This window comes from Actibacterium sp. (assembly GCF_055134745.1).
The window spans coordinates 19,515-41,311 of the sequence record NZ_JBSRVX010000058.1 but is presented as its reverse complement, the minus strand read 5'-3'; the positions used below and the strand labels follow the sequence as shown (position 1 = coordinate 41,311).

The following is a 21,797-nucleotide window of genomic DNA, read 5'->3' as shown; positions in this document are numbered from 1 at the left end:
CGAAACAGGGGTTTTTCGCCAAAGACTGCCCCGCCAGCCCGCCAATGGTAAAGATCATCGGCATCTGCGCGCCAAGAAACGCCTGGGCCATCACCAGAACGGTCACGTTCCGGCGGGCGCGGCTGTCGTCTTGCACAGGGGCGGCGATATCTGTCATTCATCTGCAATAGCGTTTCAGTTCTGCTGAAGGAAGCGGCATTTTCGTCGCATATCGGGCAAAGGGGGCCGTATGGTCGGGCGGATTATTCACTCGCCGGAATGCCTGGAAGAAGGTTGCGCGCATCTGGCCCGGGTCGAGCCGCGCTTTGCCCATGCGCTGTCGCTGACCGGGCCGTTGCCGCTGCGACGGCGGCGCGACGGGTTCGAGGCGCTTCTGGATGCGATTGTCAGCCAGCAGGTTTCGGTGGCGGCGGCAGATGCGATCTGGGGGCGGATGAAGCTTGCCCGCCTGACTGGCCCGCGCAAGATTCTGTGGGCCAGCGACGATGATCTGCGCGCCTGCGGGCTGAGCCGCCAGAAAATCCGATATGCCCGCGCGCTGGCCGGGGCCGGCATTGATTATGCCGCGTTGCGCGGCCAGCCGACCGAAGAGGTGATCGCGACATTGGTGCAGGTGCCCGGCATCGGGCACTGGACGGCCGAGATTTACGCGATGTTCTCGTTGGGCCGGGCCGATGTCTTCGCGCCCGGCGACCTGGCCTTGCAGGAATCGGCGCGGCTGTTGTTCGGACTGGAAAGCCGCCCCGGCGAGCGGATCTTGCGCGAAATGGCGCTGCCATGGTCGCCGTGGCGCGGCGTTGCGGCGCGTGCGCTTTGGGCCTATTACCATGTCGCAAAGGACAGGGAAGGGATCAGATGACGCGAGTTCTGACAAGCGACCGGCGCGGGCCTGCCAAAGGCAGTGCAACATCGCTGGTGGTGTTTTTGCATGGCTATGGCGCGAACGGGGCCGATCTGCTTGGGCTGGCCGATACGCTGGGGCCGCATATGCCCGGCACGGCCTTTGTCGCGCCTGACGCGCCCGAATCCGTTCCCGGTGCGCCCTTCGGGTTTCAGTGGTTTCCCATCCCATGGCTGGACGGATCATCGCAAGAGGCCGCCGATGCCGGGATGGCCCGCGCGGTGGATGATATAAACGCCTTTCTGGATGCAGCCCTGTCGGAAGAAGGCCTGACACCGGACCGGCTGATCCTGTTCGGCTTTTCGCAGGGCACGATGATGAGCCTGCATGTGGCGCCGCGCCGGGCCGATCCGGTGGCGGGTATCGTGGCCTTTTCGGGCCGCGTTTTGCGCCCCGAATTGCTGGAGGATGACGTGCGCAGCCGCCCGCCGGTTCTGCTGGTGCATGGGGATTCCGACGAAATGGTGCCGATCGCCGCCATGCCCGAGGCTGGCGAGGCGCTGACCCAGGCCGGCTTCCAGGTTTATGGCCATGTGATGAAGGGCACCGGGCATGGCATCGCGGTGGATGGCTTGTCGGTCGCACTGGCCTTCATGCGTGACCGGCTGGGGATGGACGACTAGGTTTCAAACCACAGCCGGGGTTCGGCGATTTCGACGGAATTGCCGGCCGGATCACGGAAATAGATCGACCGGGCGCCGTTGGGCCAGCGAAAATCGGCCTCGATGGGGTGGCCCGCCGCGACAAGGCGGTCGCGCCACTGGTCAATCTGGCCGGCACTGGCGGACAGGCAGACATGGCCCGGCCCCTGCGCCCCGTGGGGAGGCACGGGCATATCGGGGTTGTGGGGCGGCTCGACGGTCAGGTCCGGGTTGAAGATCAGCAAGATGCTGTTTCCGACCCGAAAGAAGACATGCCGATCATGCAGGCGGGTGATCCGTTCCAGCCCCATAACGCTGCTGTAAAAACCCTCGGCGGCGTCCAGGTCGCGGGCGTAAAGGGCTGCTTCCAGGATGCCGGATAAGGGCGGGGGCGGTGCGGATGTCATGAGGCCATCATTGCATATTGCCCCCCATGGGTCACGCCCCGCGCGCGAAGGTTGTGGATAACGTCACGCTGTTGTTACCGAGTCAGCCTAACACATCGGTCAAACACAGCATATTGCGGGGCTTGCCAAGGGCAGAAGGCAATATATAGTCTTACGCAACAGCAATGTGCATCCAGACGCGGGTGCAGGACAAGGGCACGCCAGAACGACGAGGTCTCAGCATATGGATGGCGATTTCAGGACAAGCTTTGTGCGCGAACCACAATATACGCGCCATTATCCCGCGCTGGTGCTGAATGCCGACTATCGCCCGCTGTCCTATTACCCGCTGTCGCTTTGGCCCTGGCAAGAGGCGGTCAAGGCGGCCTATCTGGACCGGGTCGATATCGTTGCCGAATATGATCAGTTCGTGCGAAGTCCGACGACCACGATCAGGATACCGTCGGTCGTCGTTCTCAAAGATTATGTGAAACCCCAAAAGCGCGTGGCCTTCACGCGCTTTAATTTATTCTTGCGGGACGAATTTTCCTGCCAGTATTGCGGGGCCAGGGGCGATCTGACCTTTGATCATGTCGTGCCGCGCGCCCGCGGCGGAATAACAAGCTGGGAAAACGTGGTGGCGGCCTGTTCGCCCTGCAATCTGCGCAAGGGATCACGCAGCCTGCGCCAGTCGGGCATGACCCTGCGCAAGACCCCGCGCCAGCCCGGCGCCGAGGAAATGCGCAACATGGGGCGCAGGTTTCCGCCCAATCATCTGCATGACAGCTGGCTGGATTTCCTGTACTGGGATGCCGAACTGGAAGCCTGACACGAAAGCCGTTTTCGCTGGCGTCAGGGGGTGTTAGTCTGACCCGGCGCAGCCAGCAGAACCGCAGAAAGACGCCATGGCCTCTCGTATCATCCCGGTGGATCCCTTTGACCTGATCGTGTTCGGTGGCACCGGCGATCTGGCGCAGCGCAAGATATTTCCGGGCCTTTACCGGCGGTTCTGCGCCGGGCAGATGCCGCCCGCCGCGCGTATCATCGGGGTGGCGCGCAGCGAAATGGACGATGCGGCCTTTCGCGAACTGGTGCAGGATGCGCTGTTTCGTTTCGTGCCCGGCGACCGGCGCGACGCGCTGTCGATCGGCGCGTTCTTGCGCCATGTCAGCTATCTGCCGGTTGATGGCACGGGCGATGGGGGCTGGGCCGAACTGGCGGCATTGATGCGTCATGACGTGGTTCAGGTGTTCTATTTCTCGGTGGGGCCTGGCCTGTTCGGGGCGCTGGCGGAACGGTTGCACGATCATGGCATCGCCGGGCCGCAGACGCGCATCGTGGTCGAAAAACCCTTCGGCCATGATCTGCAAAGCGCCACAGCCCTGAATGCCACGCTGGCGCAGCATTTCGACGAGGCGCAGATTTACCGCATCGACCATTATCTGGGCAAGGAAACCGTGCAGAACCTTATGGCGGTGCGTTTCGCCAATATGCTGTTCGAACCGCTGTGGAATGCGCGCACCATCGATCACGTGCAGATCACTGTGGCCGAAACCGTTGGCGTGGCCGGGCGGGGCGATTATTACGATCGCGCCGGCGCGATGCGCGATATGGTGCAGAACCACTTGATGCAGCTTTTGTGCCTGATCGCGATGGAGCCACCCTATGCCTTTGATCCCGATGCGGTGCGTGACGAAAAGCTCAAGGTGATCCGCGCGCTGGACCCGGTGCAGCCTGACGACATCGTGCGCGGCCAGTATCTGGGCACCTCCGACATGCCCGGCTATGCCGCCGATGCAGGGGTAAAGGCCAGCGATACGGAAAGTTTCATCGCGTTGAAGCTGAACGTATCGAACTGGCGCTGGAAGGGCACACCCTTCTATCTGCGCACCGGCAAGCGGCTGCGGGCGCGCTGCTCGGAAATCGCCATCGTGTTCAAGGAGCCGCCGCATTCGATCTTTGGCGAATCCGACGGGCAAAAGGCCAATGTTCTGGTGATCCGCCTGCAACCCAACGAGGGCATCGACCTGAAAGTAACCATCAAGGAGCCCGGCCCCGGTGGCATACGCCTGATCCAGGTGCCGCTGGACATGTCGTTCAAAGAGGCCCTGGGCCCCGATGCCGAAGATATTCCCGATGCTTATGAGCGCCTGATCATGGATGTGATCCGGGGCAACCAGACCCTGTTCATGCGCGGCGACGAGGTCGAGGCCGCCTGGGCCTGGACCGATACCGCCATTGCCGGCTGGCAGGCGCGGGGCGGCGCGCCGCGCCCCTATGATGCGGGCAGTGCCGGCCCCGAAGAGGCGCTGATGCTGATGCATCGCGACGGGCGGCGCTGGCGCGAGGTCAGGCCATGAAATTTCAGACCTATGCCGATCGCGAAATGATGATGATCGACCTGGCCCAGCAACTGGCCGGTGAACTGGGCGTGGCGCTGCGCAGCAAAAATCAGGCGCTTCTGGCCGTGCCCGGCGGCACAACGCCCGGCCCGGTTTTCGACGCGCTTTGCGGCGTCGATCTGGATTGGGCACGGGTGCGGATCGTGCTGACCGATGAACGCTGGGTGCCCGAAGACCATCCCAGATCGAACGCCGCGCTGGTGCGCCGGCACCTGCTGGCCGACCGGGCCGCGGCTGCCGATTTTCAGCCCTATTACCGCAGCGCGACCACGCCCGATGATGCCGTTGCCGACTTGGAACCGGCCTTGCGGGCGGCATTGCCCATCGACGTATTGTTGCTGGGGATGGGGGTCGATATGCATACTGCCTCGTTGTTTGCGGGCAATCCCGGCCTTCAGGCGGCGCTGGCCGAAGATGCGCCGGCATTGATGGCCCTGCATGTTTCCGGCGAAACGGAACCGCGCGTGACGCTGACCGCGCCGGCCCTGTCGGGTGCGCTGAATATCCATGTGGTGATCACTGGCAAGGACAAGCGCGCCGCGCTGGAACGGGCGGCGGCACTTGGCGACCCGCAGCAGGCGCCCATCGCCGCCATCCTGAAAACAGCGACTGTTCACTGGGCTGAATGACATGAAACTCTGGACTGACCTTCAGACGGCTGCACAGGCCGCACAATCCCGCCGGATCAGCGATTTGTTCGAAGATGACAAGCGTGCCGCCGCGTTCTCGTCCCGCCTGGACGATATGCTGTTCGATTTCTCCAAGACCAACCTTGACCGCGCCACGCTGGACAAGCTGATTGCCCTGGCAAATTCCACACAGGTCGCGGCCCGGCGCGATGCCATGTTCGCCGGGCAGAAGATCAACGAAACCGAAAACCGTGCCGTCTTGCACACTGCCCTGCGCCGCAGCGGCGGGACGGTCATGGTCGACGGGCGCGATGTCATGCCCGATGTCCATGCCACGCTGGGTCGCATGTCGGTCTTCGCCGATGACCTGCGTGCGGGCCGGATCACCGGGCAGGGCGGCAGTATCACCGATGTGGTCAATATCGGCATTGGCGGCTCTGATCTGGGGCCGGTGATGGCGATGCAGGCGCTGGCCTCTTATGCCGACGGGCCGCGGGTGCATTTCGTCTCGAATGTGGATGGCTCGCATATTGCGCAGGCCATGCGTGGGCTGGATCTGACCCGCACCCTGGTCATCGTGGCGTCGAAAACCTTCACGACGATCGAAACCATGACCAATGCCGATACCGCGCGCAAGATGATGGCGGCCCGGGTCGCCGATCCGGCGGCACAGTTCGTGGCCCTGTCCAGCGCCCTGGACAAGACCGCCGCCTTCGGCATTCCGCCGGAACGGGTCTTCGGTTTCGAAGACTGGGTCGGCGGGCGCTATTCGGTCTGGGGCCCGATCGGTCTGTCGGTCATGATCGCGATCGGGCCCGACAATTTCCGCGCCCTGCTGCGCGGGGCCGAAGCCATGGACACCCATTTTTGCACCGCGCCCTTTGACCGGAACCTGCCGGTGCTGCTGGCGCTGGTGGGTCTGTGGCACCATCAATTCTGCGGCTATCCCACACGCGCCGTGCTGCCCTATGACCAGCAGCTTGCGCGGCTGCCAGCCTATCTTCAGCAGCTGGAAATGGAAAGCAACGGCAAGCGCGTGGCGATGGATGGCGACGATCTGCAACGGCCTTCGGGGCCGGTTGTCTGGGGCGAGCCGGGCACCAATGGCCAGCATGCGTTCTATCAGCTGATCCATCAGGGCACCCAGATCGTGCCCTGCGAATTTCTGGTCGCCGCCGAGGGCAATGAACTGGGCCGCAGCCGCCATCACCGGCTTCTGGTCGCCAATTGCCTGGCCCAGGCGCAGGCCCTGATGCTGGGGCGCAGCCTGGATCAGGCGCGCGCAATGATGGCACAGGCCGGGCTGCGCGGGACAGATCTGGAACGCCAGGCCCGCCACCGGGTCTTCCCCGGCAACCGGCCGTCGACCACCCTGATCTATCCGCGCCTGACACCCGATATGCTGGGCCGCATTCTGGCGCTTTACGAACACCGGGTCTTTGTCGAAGGTGTGATCCTTGGCATCAACAGCTTCGATCAATGGGGGGTGGAACTGGGCAAGGAACTCGCCAAATCGCTGGAGCCGGTCCTGACCGGCAACCCGGCTGTGGCCGGCGACGGATCGACCCGGCAACTGGTCGAGTTCATTCAGACCCATTACGGCGATGGTTTGCCAGAATTCGGCCGCTAGATCCGGGCGAATGCTCTGTCTGGTCTGTCCATCTTCTTGGTGAAAATACTCTCGCCGAAGGCAATGCGCCGCGCTTGCGCGGCCATTTCAAACCGTTTCATGACATTGGAGCGGGTGAAGGGAATCGAACCCTCGTCGTAAGCTTGGGAAGCTTCTGCTCTGCCATTGAGCTACACCCGCCGCAGGCCCCTGAAATAGTCAATGCCGCACGGACGGTCAAGCCGTCACTCGCGCCTGCGTCTGCGCCGGTTGCCACCCTCGCCGCTGTTGAACCGTGGGTCCGGCAACGTCACGACCCGGCCCAGTTCCGGGAAGGGATCGCTGGCATGCGGGATGGCGTTGGCGGCGATGAAATGCTCCTGAAAGCGCGGCTCGATCGCGGTTTCGATCTTGTGGATCTGACGCACCAGCGCCTCGACCTCAGAGCGCGCGGCGATGCTGCACAGCGCGATCCGCGCCCCGGTGCCGGCGGCATTGCCTGCCGATGTGACGCGGTTCAGCGGCGCATCGGGGATCATTCCCAGCACCATCGCGTGCAGCGGGCTGATATGGGCACCAAAGGCCCCGGCCAGCACGACGCGGTCCACTCGGTCGACGCCGAATTCGTCCATCAACAGGCGCGCCCCCGCGTAAAGCGCTGATTTCGCCAGTTGAATTGCGCGGATATCGTTCTGCGTGACGGTGATGCGCGGACCGCCATCCGCGCTGCCATCATGGATCAGATAGGCATGGGTGCGGCCTTCGGCCTGGCACAGCGGCGTGCCGGTCTGTTCGGCCGATCCGATCAGGCCCGAGGCATCCAGAAGGCCCGCCATGCGCATTTCGGCCACGGCCTCAATGATGCCCGATCCGCAGATGCCGGTCACGCCGGTGGTTGTCGTGGCGGCGGCAAAGCCGGGATCGTCCGACCACAGATCGCAGCCGATGACGCTGAAGCGGGGTTCCTTGGTCACCGGGTCGATCCGCACCCGTTCGATCGCACCGGGGGCGGCGCGCTGGCCCGAACTGATCTGCGCGCCCTCGAATGCCGGCCCGGTGGGCGAGGAACAGGCCAGCACGCGGGTCTTGTCGCCCAGAATGATCTCGGCATTAGTGCCGACATCGACGATCAGCATCAGATCGTCGGATTTCTGCGGTTCTTCGGCCAGCGCCACCGCGGCGGCGTCCGCACCCACATGCCCGGCGATGCAAGGCAGGATATAGGCGCGCGCCATGGGGTTGATGGCATTCAGGTGCAACTGGCCGGCATCCAGCGTCAGCGCCTCGGACAGGGCCAGCGCAAAAGGCGCCTGACCCAGTTCGACAGGATCAATGCCCAGCAAAAGATGGTGCATGACAGGGTTGCAGACCACCGTTGCCTCGACAATGGCACGCGGATCTATCTGCGCCTGCGCGCAAAGCTGCGTCGCCAGGTCGTTCAGGGCGGCCCGCACTGCGGCTGTCATTTCGGCGTCGCCGCCCGGGTTCATCATCACATAGGATACCCGGCTCATCAGATCTTCGCCAAAGCGGATCTGCGGGTTCATGACCCCTGCCGAGGCCAGAACGCTGCCATCGGTCAGATCGCACAGATGGGCGGCGATGGTGGTCGATCCAAGGTCGATGGCCAGCCCGAAAAGCCCGCCATCGTAAAAGCCTGGCCACAGGTCGATCAGGCGCGGCGGCGCGCCGGTATGGTCGCGATGCACCGCCAGCGTGATCTGCCAGTTGCCTTCGCGCAAGATGGGTTGCAGCCGGGCCAGAACGGGCAGAGGGGCGGTCAACTCCTCGATCCCCCACTGATCGGCCAGCGCTGCGCGCAGGCGCTCGAAATCGCCCGAGGGTTCATGCATGTCCGGCTGGGCCACATCCACCAGATAAAGCCGGGTCGCGGGGTCCATCGTGATGGGACGGGTATCGGCCTGTTTGCGGATGACCTGTTTATGGACCTGGCTTTCTGGGGGCACGTCGATCACGATATCGGCTTGAATCGTGGCCTGACAGCCCAGACGGCGGCCCGGTTTCAGCCCGCGCACACGATCGTAACGCTCTTCAACCGCGTTGACGGGCGACAGCGCGTTTTCATCGCAGGTCAATCCGTGTTTGGAATGCGCGCCAAAAGAGGGGGCGACCTGACAGCGCGAGCAGATGCCGCGCCCGCCGCAGACCGAATCCAGATCGACGCCCAGTTTTCGCGCGGCGGTCAGCACAGGGGTGCCGGCAGGGAAATGCCCGCGTTTGCCCGAAGGGGTGAAGATGACCAGCGGATCGGTCATGCCACGACCGCGCGCGCGCGACGGCACAAAGATTTTTCACGAAAAATCTTCGACGCGAAAAATTTTCGTGAAAATTTTTCTAACAGATGACCTTCAGCGCCGCGGGGTCGCAAATGATCACATATTGGGTGCCGCAATGGATCAAGTGAAAACCACGGCGCCGCACTTCCAGTTCCAGCCGCCGCCGGCCGATCTTGCGGTCCACATCCAGGATGTTGCGCCGCACGACGCCGCCGCGCCCAGCTGACTTGGCGGCGAATATCTGGTCCAGCCAGATGTCGTTCATGTGGATTGTCTGCACAAAGCTCATGCGCCGTTTGTGCCACGCCCATGGTTAACACCTTCTTACCGCCGCCGCCGTCTGCCGCCCCGGCTGCCGCCCGCATTGGCAGAGGCCTTGGACGCCTCGGCAAAGCTGGCCCCTTCGGCCACCGCATCCAGGATGCGGCTGAACTTGATCCATTCATAGCCGTTGTCGTCATGGTTCATCAGGAAATTCGCGGCCCGGATCGCCTCCATCTCGACGGCGCGAACCGGGTTCATGATGGCGCTGGTCATGCCCGCGCCGATTGCCATCGGCAGGAAGGCCGCATTGATCCCGTGCCGCTGCGGCAGGCCAAAACTGACATTCGACGCGCCGCAGGTGGTGTTCACGCCCAGCTCATCGCGCAACCGGCGCACCAGCGCAAACACCTGTTGCCCCGCCGTGGCCATCGCCCCGATCGGCATCACCAGCGGGTCGACCACGATGTCATGGGCGGGAATGCCGAAATCGGCGGCGCGTTCCACGATCTTTTTCGCCACGGCAAAGCGCACGTCGGGGTCTTCGGAAATGCCGGTGTCGTCATTGGAAATGGCCACCACCGGCACGTTGTATTTCTTGACCAGCGGCAGCACCAGTTCCAGCCGCTCTTCCTCGCCTGTCACGGAATTCAGCAAGGGGCGCCCGTTTGCGGCCTCAAGCCCCGCCTTCAGCGCATCGGGGACCGAGCTGTCGATACACAGTGGCACATCGACCAGCGCCTGAACACGGGCGATCAGATCGCGCATCAGGGGCGGTTCGACAAAGTTGTTATCGGCATAGCGCGGGTCTTCGGCCATCTTGTTGGTAAAGACCGCGCCCGAATTCACATCCAGCACCATCGCGCCGCAAGCGACCTGTTCCAGCGCGTCACGCTCGACGGTGGAAAAATCGCCTGCCTCCAGCTCGGCGGCCAGCTTCTTGCGGCCTGTGGGGTTGATCCGCTCGCCGATCACGCAGAAGGGTTCGTCAAAGCCGATGGTCACGGTCTTGGTGGCGGATTCGATTACGGTGCGGGTCATGGGTCTGTCCTTGGAATGGGTTGCAAGCGTTATGTCTGCAAAGCCGGGCTGCGGCAAGCCGCGCGCTCAGGCCCAGCCGTCCTTGTCAATCAGCGCCTTCAGGGCGGCACGGTCAAGGCTGGTCTCCAGCCGGGTGGCCTCGGCCTCGGCGATCTCGGCGGGGATGCCATCCATTGCATAGGGCGCGCCACGGCGCCATTCGGCCAGATAGGCATCGGACTCGTGCGCGCCCACCTTCATGGCGCAGCGGTCGATGGCCTGTTCGAACCGTTCATCCAGCACCCGTTTGGCGGCCGCGCGGCCCTTGCCGACAATGACCTGCGCGGGAATATCGCGCCAGTAAACGATGACTACATCCGGCATGGAATTTCCTTTTGGCGGCTTCTAAGGGAATCTAGCCTGTGCAGGCGCGCGCCGCCACTGCCCGTGGCCGGAAAAATCCTCAAGATCATTATGAAGCGCGCATGCGATGCTTGCGCATGGCGCGGGGGCGGATTAGGTTAGCGATAACCAAACCGGAGGGCGATCAGATGGCGCCCAAGCGTCCCAACGGTGTCGGCGCGTTCCCCAAAGCGGTTGAACCACCTGCGCCGGTCATGCCCGATCCGGCACAGCTTTATGCCGCGCTGGATTTAGGCACAAACAGTTGTCGCATGCTGATTGCCCAGCCCAAGGGCAGTCAATTTCATGTCGTGGACAGTTTTTCCAAATCGGTGCAGCTTGGTCTGGGGCTAGAGGCCTCGGGGCGGTTGTCGCGGGCCTCGATCAACCGCACGGTGCAGGCCCTTCGCATCTGTCGGGGCAAACTGGACCGCCACGAGGTGCAGCGCATGCGCCTGGTGGCGACCGAAGCCTGCCGGCGCGCCAGCAATTCGCATGATCTGATCGGGCTGGTCGAACGCGAAACCGGGCTGCGGCTTGAGGTGATCCAGACCGAGGAAGAAGCCCGCATGGCGGTGATTTCCTGTGCGCCGCTGGTCTCGAGCCGGACCGAACAGTTGCTGGTGGTCGATATCGGCGGCGGTTCGACGGAACTGGTCTGGATTGATCTGTCATCGGTGCCGCGCGCCGAGCGCGCGCGGGCCATCATGCGCCTGCATGCAGGGTTTCATTCGATCGACAGCCCCTTCAACGCCGCCAAGGTGGTCGACTGGATTTCGGTGCCGCTGGGGGTGGCCACGCTGAAGGATCAGTTCATCGACGTGGATGATGACGCGGCCAGATTTGCCCTGATGAGCTGGTTTTTCGAAGAAAACCTGGCCGATTTCTCGCCCTATGCGTCAGAACAGAAGCGCGAGGGGTTTCAGATCATCGGCACAAGCGGCACGGTCACCACGGTGGCCGCGTCGTTTCTGGGCCTCAAACGCTATGACCGGACCAAGGTTGACGGTTTGCGCATGACCTCTGACCAGATCGACCGCGTGATCCGCGATTATCTGGCGCTTGGGCCCGAAGGGCGGCGCAGCGATCCGCGCATCGGGCGTGACCGGCATTCGCTGATCATGTCGGGGGCCGCGATCTTGCAGGCGCTGATGCGGGTCTGGCCCACCGATCAGCTGTCGGTCGCCGATCGTGGCCTGCGCGAAGGGCTGCTTTACGCGCAGATGAGCGCGGATGGCGTTCTGGAAGACGGGCTGTTCTGATCGGCCCCGCGCGCCGGGGTTGCGGGCTGTGCCGAATTGCGGCAGTGGCAGTGGATGCGGGGGCGAAAGAAACGGGAACCATGGCGGAAAAGAATTCCAGTGGGCGCGGGCAACGCGATCTGACAGTCAAGGTCAAGACTGCGCGCGGGCGCAAGCTGTCTTCGACGCTGTGGCTGCAGCGCCAGTTGAACGATCCCTATGTCAAACGCGCCAAGGCTGAAGGCTTTCGCGGGCGTGCGGCCTTCAAGATCAGCGAACTTGACGACAAATACCGGTTTCTGGTGCCCGGCGCACGAGTCGTCGATCTGGGCTGTGCGCCAGGCGGCTGGTGCCAGATTGCCGTCAAGCGCGTGAATGCGCTTGGCGACAAATCCGGCAAGAAGGTCGGCCGGGTGCTGGGTGTTGATCTGCAAGCGGTCGAACCCATCGCGGGGGCCGAGCTGCATCAGCTTGATTTCATGGCCGACGATGCCGATGAACAGGTCAAGCTGTGGCTGGGCGGCAAGGCCGATGTGGTAATGTCGGACATGGCCGCCGCCAGTTCAGGTCACAAGCAGACAGACCACCTGCGCATCATCGCCTTGTGCGAGGCGGCCGCCTATTTCGCCTTTGACGTGTTGGAGGAGGGCGGCACCTTTGTCGCCAAGGTTCTGGCCGGCGGGGCCGAAGGCGAATTGCAAAAGCTGCTGAAACAGCGGTTCCGGTCGGTCGCCAATGTCAAACCAGGGGCCAGCCGGTCGGACAGTTCGGAAAAATTCGTTGTGGCATCGGGGTTTCGCGGCCAAACCGAAAGCAACACTTAGTTTCCGGACCGGGGGGTTATCGCCACGGGCGCACTTGCCTAAAGTGCCCGCAGGATGACGCGAAAGAGACTGGGGTGACCGAAACGCTTAAACTTGCGGTTGCCGGGGCGAATGTTGAACTGGATCCCTGGCTGGGGTCCCTGCGTGGATTGACTTTCGCCGGGGGCCAGCGTGTGCTGTCGCCCTTGCACAGCGCGCCCTGGCTTGACGAGCCCGCGATTCAGGCCGATCTGACGATCCCGCCGGTCGAGCGCCGCCTGTCAGGAGATTTCTTTTGCGCGCCTTTCGGGGCGTCGGATGATGGCCCCATTCATGGCTGGACCGCCAACAGCGCATGGACCGCTGCGGAAATGGTGCATTCGGGCAGGGCGGCGGTGGCGCGGCTGGAATTGCAGCGCAGCGTTCGGGGTGCCTGTGTCGAAAAGGAACTGCGCCTGCGCCCGGACGAGCCGATCCTGTATCAGTCGCATATCATCACCGGCGGCGAAGGAGCGTTGCCTGTCGCGCATCATCCGATGCTGCGGCTTTCGGGCGGCGATGCGATCACCTTTTCACCCAAGCAGATGGCCCTGACCGGCGATACGCCGCCCGAGCCGGGGCGAAACTGGCTGCGCTATCCGGCGGCGGGCACCGATCTGCGCCGCTTTCCCGGTGCAGAGGGGGCGGTCGATCTGGGGCAGTATCCCAAACAAGGCCGGCACGAGGATTTCGTGACCCTGGTCGAGGCAGCGGGCAACAGCCTTGGCTGGACTGCGGTCATCCGCCGGGAAAGCAATGACATCGTGTTTTTCCTGAAAGATCCCAGGGTGTTGCCTGTCACGATGCTGTGGTATTCCAATGGTGGCCGTGATTATTCGCCCTGGAAGGGCCGCCATATCGGCGTGCTGGGCATCGAAGATGGCTGCACCGCTGGGTCGGGTCAGGGTGAGGCCGCGGTTCTGGATCGTCTGGGGGTGCCGACGGGGCTGGCGCTTCGATCGGGGCAGTCCCATGTCATCCGCCATGCCATCGGTTGCATCCCGCGCCCTGCGGGCTGGCGGTCTATCGTCGCGATTGCCCAGAAAGGGCCGCGTCTGGTGCTGACGGAAGAAGCCGGCGAAAGCCTGGAAATCCCGTTCGATCCACGGTTTTTCATTCCTTCCGCCCGAAAATAACCCTTGGCGGCAGGCCGGTTCGCCAAACGGTTTTCCATTCCAGTGGTCTGGGGCAGAGCATTGTCCCGAGTTTTCGCCGATATTGAAACCATGTCGTATGGCATGCCGCATCGCGGTAAAATGTTCTTATTGGGCGCACATTATAGTCATGATGTGGGATAATGTCCTATATTGGTGGGGAAGCAGAAAGCCCGAACCATGAACCATTTCCCAATCTTCCTGGCCACCAAGGGCCGCCGCATCGTCGTTTCGGGCGGTAGTGCGGCGGCCGTGGCCAAGCTGCGGCTGCTGCTGAAAACGCAGGCAGCGATTGTGGTCTATGCGCCGGGTGCCGATGCGCAGATCGCCGATTGGGCCGGGCAGGGGCGTTTGACGCTGATCGCCCGCGCGCTGGCGGCTGGCGATGCCGATGGGGCGGCGCTGGTTTACGGCGCCAATGAAGACGCCGCCGAAGATGCACGCGTGGCCGCAATTGGCCGGGCGGCGGGCGCGCTGGTCAATATCGTCGATGATCTGTCCTCTGATTTCATCACCCCCGCCATCGTGGATCGTGACCCGGTAACGGTTGCCATCGGCACCGAGGGTGCGGCCCCCGTGCTGGCCCGCGCGATCAAGGCCGATCTTGAGGCGCGCCTGCCCGCCACGCTGGGCCTGCTGGCCCGGATCGGCAAGGCGTTTCGCCCGCTGGCCGACCGCTTGCCGATGGGGCGCAAGCGGCGCGATTTCTGGGGGGATTACTATTTCCGCACCGGACCGCAGGCGCTGGCACAGGGGCAGGACGCGCTGACCCCGGCGCTGGACGATCTGCTGGCGCGCCACCTGTCAGCCGCCCCGCAAAAGGGCCGCGTCGATCTGGTGGGCGCGGGGCCGGGCGATCCTGAATTGCTGACCCTGCGCGCCCGCACCTTGCTGGACCGCGCCGATGTGGTGATCCACGACCAGCTTGTGCCGCAGCCGGTGCTGGACCTGGCCCGGCGCGAGGCATTGGTGATCGAGGCCGGCAAGCGCGGCTTTGGCCCGTCGATGGCGCAGGCCGATATCAACGCGCTGATGATCGACCATGCGGGCCGGGGTGCCCATGTCGTGCGGCTGAAATCCGGCGATCCGGGCGTGTTCGGGCGGCTTGATGATGAAACCGATGCGCTGGATGCGGCCGGTATCGCCTGGGCGATCACGCCCGGCATCACCGCGGCCACGGCGGCGGTGGCACAGATCGGGCAATCCTTCACCCGGCGCGGGCGCAATTCGTCGTTCCGGATGCTGACGGGGCATGACGTTGCGGGCTTTGCCGATCACGACTGGCGCGCGCTGGCGCGGGCGGGCGAGGTCGCGGCGATCTATATGGGCAAGCGCGCGGCGCGGTTTGTGCAGGGGCGGCTGATCATGCACGGGGCCGATGCGGCCACGCCCGTTACCATCGTCGCCGATGCCGGGCGTCCCGAAACCCGGGTCGTGGCCGCCACGCTGGCGACCTTGCCGCAGGCACTGGACGGGCTGACCGGCCCCGCCGTCATTCTTTACGGCCTGTCGCCGCGCGGCGCACAGGCGCAATCCATTCTTCAAGACATCAAAGAGGGCGCGATATGAGCCGCACATTCACCCCCAAGGTCGTGACCGCCAATGCACTGTTGCTGGGCGATGCCGTCTGGCTGGCCGAGGATGATACCTGGGTGCGGGATATGGCCCGCGCCGAACTGATCGAGGACGAGGCCCATGCCCAGATCCGCCTGCTGATGGCGACAAGCCAGTCGCATGTGGTGGTCGGGGCCTATCTGGCCGATGCGAAGATGGGGCCGAACGGACCCGAGCCCACCCATTTCCGCGAGGCGTTCCGCACGCGCGGCCCGTCCAACTATGCCCATGGCAAGCAGGTGGAGAACGCCGATGTATAAGTATAACGACTTTGACGCGGCCTTTATCCGCGCCCGCACCACCCAGTTCCGCGCCCAGGTCGAACGCCGCATCGCCGGTGATCTGACCGAGGACGAATTTCGCCCGCTGCGCCTGATGAACGGTCTCTATCTGCAACTTCATGCCTATATGCTGCGGGTTGCGGTGCCTTATGGCGTGCTGTCGTCGCGCCAGATGCGGCAATTGGCGATGATCGCCGATCGCTGGGACAAGGGCTATGGCCATTTCACCACGCGCCAGAACATCCAGTATAACTGGCCCAAGCTGGCCGATGTGCCCGATATCATGGACGCGCTGGCCGCTGTGGAAATGCACGCGATCCAGACCAGCGGCAACACGATCCGCAACGTCACATCCGACCAGTTCGCCGGGGCCGCCGCTGACGAAATCGAAGACCCGCGCCCCTATGCCGAGCTGATCCGCCAATGGTCCACCGACCATCCCGAGTTTCAGTTCCTGCCACGCAAGTTCAAGATCGCCATCACCGGCAGCCCCAATGACCGTGCCGTGGTCAAGGCCCATGATATCGGGCTGCGCATGGTGCGCTCATCCGATGGCGTGCCGGGGTTCGAGGTGATCGTGGGTGGCGGCCTGGGCCGCACACCGATGATCGGCAAGGTCATCCGCGAATTTCTGCCGCGCGCCGATCTGCTGCCTTATCTCGAGGCAATCGTCGCGGTCTATAACCTGCTGGGACGGCGCGACAATAAATACAAGGCGCGCATCAAGATCACGGTGCATGAGAACGGTATCGACACCATCCGCGATCTGGTCGAGGCCGAGTTTGCCACCCGCCGCGCCACCTTCCACGGCGCCGATCAGGCGCTGCTGGCCGAAATTGCCGAGGCGTTTCCGACGCCTGCTTATCTCAAGGCCCCCATCGACGGCTATCACGCCGCACGCGATGCCGATCCGGTGTTCCGCGCCTGGGCCGATACCAATCTGGCGCTGCATCGCAACCCCGATTACGCCATCGTCACCATTTCGCTGAAGGCGCATGGGGCGACGCCGGGCGATGCGACATCCGACCAGATGCGCCTGATGGCCGATCTGGCGGAACGTCTGGGCCATGACGAGCTGCGCGTCAGCCATGAACAAAATATCGTGCTGCCGCATGTGCATAAATCGCACCTGCCCGAACTGCATGCCGCCCTGTCGGGCGCGGGTCTGGCCACGGCCAATATCGGGCTGGTGTCCGATATCATCGCCTGCCCGGGCATGGATTATTGCGCGCTGGCCACGGCGCGCTCGATCCCCATTGCCCAGGAGATTGCGCAGCGGTTCGACGCGTTGAAGCTGGAACATGAAATCGGGCCGCTGAAGCTGAAAATCTCGGGCTGCATCAATGCCTGCGGGCATCACCATGTCGGCCATATCGGCATTCTGGGGCTGGACCGCGCGGGCGTGGAAAATTATCAGATCACGCTGGGCGGCGATGGCACGCAGGATGCGGCGATTGGTGAGCGCACCGGGCCGGGCTTTCCGGCCGATGAGATCACCGGCGCGGTCGAAAAGCTGGTCCTGACCTATCTGGACCTGCGCGACGGCCCGGCGGAAACCTTCCTGATGGCCTATCGCCGTCTGGGGATGGAGCCGTTCAAGGCCGCACTTTATGGCGACGAAGGGAAACGCAATGCTGCCTGATGCCGTGACGGCCCCGCTGGCCCCTGTGGCCGAACGGGTCGCGCATCTGAACGAACGCTATCGCAACCACGCCGCATTGGACGTGCTGCGCTATGCGCTGAACGACCCGGCGGTCGGGCGCATCGCGCTGGTGTCGTCCTTTGGCGCGGAATCGGTGGTGCTGTTGCATATGCTGTCGGTGCTGGACCGGGCCACGCCGATCCTGTTCATCGACACGCAGATGCTGTTCCCCGAAACGCTGACCTATCAGGCCGAGGTCTCGGCCGCGTTGGGCCTGACCGATATCCGCACGATCCGTGCGCGCCCGGAATCGCTGGCGGCGCGCGATCCTGACGGGCTGTTGCATCTGGCCAGCACCGATGCCTGCTGCGATCTGCGCAAGACCGAGCCTCTGGAACGCGCCCTGGGCGGGTTTGACGCCTGGATCACCGGGCGCAAACGGTTCCAGGGGGCGTCGCGCGCCACGCTCGATTTCTTTGAAAACGAGGGCGATCAGCGCATCAAGGTCAATCCGCTGGCGCATTGGCGGCCCAAGGATGTGCAGGAATACATGATCAACAACCGCCTGCCGCGTCACCCGCTGATCGCGCGCGGCTATCCGTCAATCGGCTGCGCGCCCTGCACCAGCCGCGTCGCGCCGGGTGAAGACCCGCGCGCCGGGCGCTGGCGCGGCCAGGACAAGGAAGAATGCGGCATCCATTTCATCAATGGCAAGATCGTGCGCGGCCCGCTGCCGGTGGAAGAGGTAAAAAAGGAGGACGCCATGCCAGGCAATGTCATCGTCACCGATCAGGGCTTTGCCCGCGACAGCCAGGAACGCGATTTCACAAGCGTTGAAGATCTTGGCGCCGGGGTAACGGCGCTGGATCTGGCGTCGGATACGGATGCCGCCCTGCTGGCCGGGCGTCTGGACGGGGTCGAGATGATCCGCATCGCCTTTGCCGCCTTCAGCGATGGGCGCGGTTTCACGCTGGCGCGGCGGTTGCGGCTGATGGGCTATGGCGGGCGTCTGCGCGCGCATGGCCATGTGATCGCCGATCAATATGCGATGGCCCGCCGGTCGGGCTTTGACGAGGTGGAAATATCCGCCGATCTGGCACGGCGTCAGCCCTGGGAACAATGGCAGGCGCGGGCCGACTGGCGCGCGGGCGACTACCAGAACCGTCTGCGCGGGCAGGCCTGAAAATTCTTCACGAAGAATTTTACGGGGAAAAGTTTCAGGACGGCTTTTCCCCGTCATTGTCAGAACCTGATCGTGATCGCCCCATCGCTCAGATCGACAGCCAGCACCCGGCTGGCGCGTGTGGCCGCGTCGGGCAACAGGGCGAACTGGATATTGGCGGCGCTGAACAGATCGGGGCGCAACGGTTCGCTGAGCGCCTCCCACAACTCTGGCTGCAGGCGCAGTCGCGGCCCGTCCGCACGCAGATGCCAGCGGCCGCGTCGGGCGGCGATATGCAGGTTTCCCCCCATCGGCAGGGCGGTTTCCAGGCATAATGTCGCCAGCAAGGCCAGTTTGGCATCGTCGCGCGCCACCCAGGGATCCAGGTCATGGCTCAGAACAAGCCGCCCACGTGGAAAGCTGCCCTCAAGCACGGTGGTCAGTTCGGTTCCGGTCATTTGCTGCGCCGGATCGGCCGCGCCGAACGCAATGCGAAACAGGCGAATGCGGGCGGTGGCGTTCTGCACGCTTTGCGCGATCAGCGTCAGTTCTGGCCCTTCGGCGCCTGTCAGCTCCAGCAGTTCCAACCCATTGCCGATGGCGCCCAAAGGGTTGATAAGATCATGACAGATGCGCGAGCCCAGCAGCGCGGCCAGATCGGGTTGCAAGGGCCGGCTCATTTCCTTGGCCCCGGACAGGAGCACGTGATGGACGATCTGAATGCGATGCTGGAACCGGGCATGCGGGTGCGCCATCCGGACCGGCCCGACTGGGGCATCGGCCAGGTGCAGTCGAATATCGGCGGACGCATAACCGTGAATTTTCCGGACACCGGCAAGGTCGTGATCGACGGGTCGCGGGTTGCTCTCATGCCAGTGTTCGAGTCCTGATCGGGCCGGGATTGGCCGCAGGCTGGCATACAGGGATTAACGGAAGGTTAACAAACACGGCCGCCGTGATGTTGCAATTGGACCAAAGGCTGCTTAGAAGCGGCCCACCCGTGACGGAATGGATCATCACGCCCGCGCATGCTTGCCACATCCGATCAGTTTACGTTGCGTCTCGCCTCAGGTCCGCAGGATCTGATGGCCGCACAGCGTTTGCGTTATGAGGTTTTCGTAGAGGAGCTTGGCGGCGACGGACCGATGGTCGATCATGCCGCGCGGCTGGAACGCGATGCGTTCGACGATCATTACGACCACCTGATCCTTGTCGACAAGACCCGCGATCCGGCGGCATTGGCGCATGTGGTGGGGGTTTACAGGCTGCTGCGCAGCGATCAGGCCGCGGCGCTGGGGCGGTATTATTCCGAGGCCGAATACGACCTGACCGCGCTGAAGAACAGTGGCCGGCGGTTGCTGGAACTGGGCCGATCCTGTGTGCACCCCGATTATCGCGGCGGCAGCGCGATGTATTTCCTGTGGAGCGGTCTGGCCGATTATGTGTTCACGCACCGTATCGAAATCCTGTTCGGCACGGCCAGCTTTCACGGCACCGATGCGGCATCCCTGGCCGCGCCGTTATCCTATCTCTATCACCATCACCTGGCGCCAACCGCGTTGCGGGTGCGGGCGCGGGCGGAACAGTATCAGCCGATGGACATGATCCCGGCAGATCGGATCGACCGCAAGGCGGCCATGCTGGCGACGCCGGCCCTGATCAAGGCCTATCTGCGGTTGGGTGGATATGTGGGCGAAGGTGCGTGGATAGATCATGATTTCAATACGATAGACGTCTGTCTTATCATGGATACCGACAAGATGAACGCCAAAAGCCGCGCCTTTTACGCCCAGGGCCGGGAAAACGCATGAGTCCGGCCTGGAACGAAGGCGATCTGCCCGTCGCGCCGCCGATCACCTTTGGCGGCTGGCTGCGGGTGATCCTGCGGGGGGGCGCATTGGCGGTGGTCGTGTTCGGCGGGCTGGTCCTGCTGCTGGCCCTGCGTCTGATCGAACGCCCCGTTTTCGGCCTGCGCCGCCCTGTGACGCCGGGCATCACGATCATGGTCTGCCGTCTGGCGGTTCTGATCCTGGGGCTGCAATATTCTGTGCGCGGTCGGCGAATGACCCATCACGGGGCGGTGGTGGCAAATCATGCAAGCTGGCTGGATATCTTCGTGTTGAACGCCCGCAAGCGGGTCTATTTCGTGGCCAAGGCTGAGGTCGCGCGCTGGCCGGGCATCGGCTGGCTGGCGCGATCGACCGGTACGGTTTTCATCACCCGCCGCGCCGCCGAGGCGAAATCCCAGAACGATATGTTTGCCGCACGGCTGAAGGCCGGGCATCGGCTGTTGTTCTTTCCCGAAGGCACATCGACCGATGGAAAGCGGGTTCTTCCTTTTAAATCAACGCTTTTCGAATCGTTCTTCGCGCCTGATCTGCGTGAATTTCTGTATATTCAGCCCGTTACGATCAATTACTATGCCCCGAGGGGGCAGGAATCCCGGTTTTACGGCTGGTGGGCGGATATGGGGTTTGGGCCGCATCTGTTGAAAGTGCTGGCCGCCCCGCATCAGGGCGGGGTCGAACTGGTTTATCATCCGCCGCTTCGGGTTGCGGATTTCGACAGCCGCAAGGCGCTGGCCCAGGCCTGTGCCTCCGCGGTGCGCAGCGGGCTGGATGTGACCGGTTAGCCGGATTTCCAGCGACAGGCGTTGCTAGGCCATCGCCGCGATCAACTGTTTCAGTGCCGCCGCGGGATCGTCCGCTGCCCAGATTTCCTCGCCGATGCCAAAAAAATCGGTCACAGGTGTCAGGCTGCGGATCAGATCGGCATTCAGCGCACCTTCGGCCACCACGGGCAGTTCGATCATTTCGGACCACCAGCTGAACAGGTCTGCTTCGGCGATGGCGCCGCTGCCAAGGCCGGATATCCCGACGGGACCAAAGCTGACATAATCGGCGCCAGCCTCGCCCGCGGTCATGCCGTCATGGCGCGAGTTGCCGCAATAGGCCCCCACGATGGCATCGGCGCCCAGCGTCTTGCGTGTCTTTCGGACCGCGCGCGCGCCATCCAGCAGATGCACCCCGTCCAGCCCCAGCCGTTCAACCAGCTGCACATGCGATGTTACCGTCAGGGCGATGTCACGGGCATGGGTCACTTCGCGCAGCGCATCGGCGGCGCGGGCGACGCGGTCTTCGTCCATGCTGGCCAGCGCCAGACGCACACAGGCCACGGTATTGATATCCAGCACGGCCGCCAGCCGATCGGGAAAGCTGGACAATTCGAAATCCGGCGGTGTGATCAGGTAAATTTGCGGGTGTTCGATATCGGCCATTTGCGGGCTCCTGGACGGTGTTCGCGCCGCTATAGC

The 21,797-nt window shown here is 63.7% G+C and carries 23 protein-coding genes, 1 tRNA gene and 2 pseudogenes; 17 read left to right on the top strand and 9 right to left on the bottom strand.

What is annotated here, in order from left to right; genetic code table 11:
- Positions 1 to 157: pseudogene (locus ACTCHC_RS12925) on the bottom strand (MFS transporter); the annotation flags it as partial.
- Between the two features lie 72 nt (positions 158 to 229).
- On the opposite strand from ACTCHC_RS12925, the gene ACTCHC_RS12920 reads away from it, so the two are divergent.
- Both ACTCHC_RS12920 and ACTCHC_RS12915 read left to right on the top strand, forming a co-directional pair.
- On the top strand, positions 230 to 859 hold the full coding sequence (locus tag ACTCHC_RS12920; RefSeq protein WP_463022912.1) for a DNA-3-methyladenine glycosylase family protein: 630 nt from the start codon (positions 230 to 232) through the stop codon (positions 857 to 859).
- Entirely contained in the window at positions 856 to 1,524 is a 669-nt protein-coding gene (locus tag ACTCHC_RS12915; RefSeq protein ID WP_463022911.1) for an alpha/beta hydrolase, read from the top strand. Before ACTCHC_RS12920 ends, ACTCHC_RS12915 begins: the two co-directional genes overlap by 4 nt.
- Here the strand turns inward: ACTCHC_RS12915 and ACTCHC_RS12910 are convergent.
- On the bottom strand, positions 1,521 to 1,949 hold the full coding sequence (locus ACTCHC_RS12910) for a VOC family protein (RefSeq protein WP_463022910.1): 429 nt from the start codon (positions 1,947 to 1,949) through the stop codon (positions 1,521 to 1,523). The two genes, ACTCHC_RS12915 and ACTCHC_RS12910, sit on opposite strands and share 4 nt — an antisense overlap.
- A 223-nt stretch (positions 1,950 to 2,172) precedes the next feature.
- Here ACTCHC_RS12910 and ACTCHC_RS12905 point away from each other — a divergent pair, with 223 nt between their 5' ends.
- The 4 genes from ACTCHC_RS12905 to pgi all read left to right on the top strand — a co-directional run bounded on the left by ACTCHC_RS12905 (position 2,173) and on the right by pgi (position 6,589).
- Positions 2,173 to 2,757 carry an HNH endonuclease gene (locus tag ACTCHC_RS12905; RefSeq protein ID WP_463022909.1) on the top strand — a complete coding sequence of 195 codons (585 nt, stop codon included), beginning with the start codon at positions 2,173 to 2,175 and terminating at the stop codon, positions 2,755 to 2,757.
- 76 nt (positions 2,758 to 2,833) lie between these two features.
- A complete protein-coding gene (zwf, locus tag ACTCHC_RS12900) occupies positions 2,834 to 4,288 on the top strand; it encodes a glucose-6-phosphate dehydrogenase (protein WP_463022908.1) in 1,455 nt (484 codons plus the stop codon).
- On the top strand, positions 4,285 to 4,959 hold the full coding sequence (gene pgl, locus ACTCHC_RS12895; RefSeq protein WP_463022907.1) for a 6-phosphogluconolactonase: 675 nt from the start codon (positions 4,285 to 4,287) through the stop codon (positions 4,957 to 4,959). The genes zwf and pgl overlap by 4 nt, the downstream gene beginning before the upstream one ends.
- A 1-nt stretch (position 4,960) precedes the next feature.
- Complete coding sequence (gene pgi / locus ACTCHC_RS12890) at positions 4,961 to 6,589, top strand: glucose-6-phosphate isomerase (protein ID WP_463022906.1); 1,629 nt, start codon at positions 4,961 to 4,963, stop codon at positions 6,587 to 6,589.
- Between the two features lie 106 nt (positions 6,590 to 6,695).
- On the opposite strand, the gene ACTCHC_RS12885 is transcribed toward pgi, so the two are convergent.
- The 5 genes from ACTCHC_RS12885 to ACTCHC_RS12865 form a co-directional block, all read right to left on the bottom strand.
- Positions 6,696 to 6,769, bottom strand: a tRNA-Gly gene (locus ACTCHC_RS12885).
- 44 nt (positions 6,770 to 6,813) lie between these two features.
- Positions 6,814 to 8,844 carry an ASKHA domain-containing protein gene (locus tag ACTCHC_RS12880; protein WP_463022905.1) on the bottom strand — a complete coding sequence of 677 codons (2,031 nt, stop codon included), beginning with the start codon at positions 8,842 to 8,844 and terminating at the stop codon, positions 6,814 to 6,816.
- 79 nt (positions 8,845 to 8,923) lie between these two features.
- On the bottom strand, positions 8,924 to 9,130 hold the full coding sequence (locus tag ACTCHC_RS12875) for an N-(5'-phosphoribosyl)anthranilate isomerase (protein WP_463022904.1): 207 nt from the start codon (positions 9,128 to 9,130) through the stop codon (positions 8,924 to 8,926).
- A 59-nt stretch (positions 9,131 to 9,189) separates the two neighbouring features.
- Positions 9,190 to 10,167 carry a methyltetrahydrofolate cobalamin methyltransferase gene (locus tag ACTCHC_RS12870; RefSeq protein WP_463022903.1) on the bottom strand — a complete coding sequence of 326 codons (978 nt, stop codon included), beginning with the start codon at positions 10,165 to 10,167 and terminating at the stop codon, positions 9,190 to 9,192.
- Positions 10,168 to 10,233: 66 nt separating this feature from the next.
- Positions 10,234 to 10,530 carry a virulence factor gene (locus ACTCHC_RS12865; protein WP_463022902.1) on the bottom strand — a complete coding sequence of 99 codons (297 nt, stop codon included), beginning with the start codon at positions 10,528 to 10,530 and terminating at the stop codon, positions 10,234 to 10,236.
- A gap of 167 nt (positions 10,531 to 10,697) precedes the next feature.
- Here ACTCHC_RS12865 and ACTCHC_RS12860 point away from each other — a divergent pair, with 167 nt between their 5' ends.
- The 8 genes and pseudogenes from ACTCHC_RS12860 to ACTCHC_RS12825 all read left to right on the top strand — a co-directional run bounded on the left by ACTCHC_RS12860 (position 10,698) and on the right by ACTCHC_RS12825 (position 18,505).
- A complete protein-coding gene (locus ACTCHC_RS12860) occupies positions 10,698 to 11,810 on the top strand; it encodes a Ppx/GppA phosphatase family protein (RefSeq protein ID WP_463022901.1) in 1,113 nt (370 codons plus the stop codon).
- Between the two features lie 80 nt (positions 11,811 to 11,890).
- Entirely contained in the window at positions 11,891 to 12,613 is a 723-nt protein-coding gene (locus ACTCHC_RS12855) for an RlmE family RNA methyltransferase (RefSeq protein WP_463022900.1), read from the top strand.
- 74 nt (positions 12,614 to 12,687) lie between these two features.
- Complete coding sequence (locus ACTCHC_RS12850) at positions 12,688 to 13,767, top strand: hypothetical protein (protein ID WP_463022899.1); 1,080 nt, start codon at positions 12,688 to 12,690, stop codon at positions 13,765 to 13,767.
- A gap of 198 nt (positions 13,768 to 13,965) precedes the next feature.
- A complete protein-coding gene (cysG, locus tag ACTCHC_RS12845) occupies positions 13,966 to 15,354 on the top strand; it encodes a siroheme synthase CysG (protein WP_463022898.1) in 1,389 nt (462 codons plus the stop codon).
- Positions 15,351 to 15,659, top strand: coding sequence for a DUF2849 domain-containing protein (locus ACTCHC_RS12840; RefSeq protein WP_463022897.1), 309 nt, complete (start codon positions 15,351 to 15,353; stop codon positions 15,657 to 15,659). Before cysG ends, ACTCHC_RS12840 begins: the two co-directional genes overlap by 4 nt.
- Positions 15,652 to 17,322 carry a nitrite/sulfite reductase gene (locus ACTCHC_RS12835; RefSeq protein WP_463022896.1) on the top strand — a complete coding sequence of 557 codons (1,671 nt, stop codon included), beginning with the start codon at positions 15,652 to 15,654 and terminating at the stop codon, positions 17,320 to 17,322. The genes ACTCHC_RS12840 and ACTCHC_RS12835 overlap by 8 nt, the downstream gene beginning before the upstream one ends.
- Positions 17,312 to 18,055: pseudogene (locus ACTCHC_RS12830) on the top strand (phosphoadenylyl-sulfate reductase); the annotation flags it as partial. The gene ACTCHC_RS12835 and the pseudogene ACTCHC_RS12830, both read left to right, overlap by 11 nt.
- 30 nt (positions 18,056 to 18,085) lie before the next feature.
- Positions 18,086 to 18,505, top strand: a complete 420-nt coding sequence (locus tag ACTCHC_RS12825) for a DUF934 domain-containing protein (protein ID WP_463022913.1) — start codon at positions 18,086 to 18,088, stop codon at positions 18,503 to 18,505.
- Between the two features lie 59 nt (positions 18,506 to 18,564).
- On the opposite strand, the gene ACTCHC_RS12820 is transcribed toward ACTCHC_RS12825, so the two are convergent.
- Positions 18,565 to 19,164: a histidine phosphotransferase family protein gene (locus ACTCHC_RS12820; protein WP_463022895.1), complete on the bottom strand. Its 600-nt coding sequence runs from the start codon at positions 19,162 to 19,164 to the stop codon at positions 18,565 to 18,567.
- A gap of 27 nt (positions 19,165 to 19,191) precedes the next feature.
- Between ACTCHC_RS12820 and ACTCHC_RS12815 the strand changes: the two genes are divergently transcribed.
- The 3 genes from ACTCHC_RS12815 to olsA all read left to right on the top strand — a co-directional run bounded on the left by ACTCHC_RS12815 (position 19,192) and on the right by olsA (position 21,116).
- On the top strand, positions 19,192 to 19,374 hold the full coding sequence (locus ACTCHC_RS12815; RefSeq protein WP_463022894.1) for a DUF3553 domain-containing protein: 183 nt from the start codon (positions 19,192 to 19,194) through the stop codon (positions 19,372 to 19,374).
- A 138-nt stretch (positions 19,375 to 19,512) separates the two neighbouring features.
- Complete coding sequence (olsB, locus tag ACTCHC_RS12810) at positions 19,513 to 20,295, top strand: L-ornithine N(alpha)-acyltransferase (protein WP_463022893.1); 783 nt, start codon at positions 19,513 to 19,515, stop codon at positions 20,293 to 20,295.
- On the top strand, positions 20,292 to 21,116 hold the full coding sequence (gene olsA, locus ACTCHC_RS12805; protein ID WP_463022892.1) for a lyso-ornithine lipid O-acyltransferase: 825 nt from the start codon (positions 20,292 to 20,294) through the stop codon (positions 21,114 to 21,116). Before olsB ends, olsA begins: the two co-directional genes overlap by 4 nt.
- A gap of 24 nt (positions 21,117 to 21,140) precedes the next feature.
- Here the strand turns inward: olsA and ACTCHC_RS12800 are convergent, their stop codons facing one another.
- On the bottom strand, positions 21,141 to 21,761 hold the full coding sequence (locus tag ACTCHC_RS12800) for a thiamine phosphate synthase (RefSeq protein WP_463022891.1): 621 nt from the start codon (positions 21,759 to 21,761) through the stop codon (positions 21,141 to 21,143).
- Positions 21,762 to 21,797 lie beyond the last annotated feature (36 nt).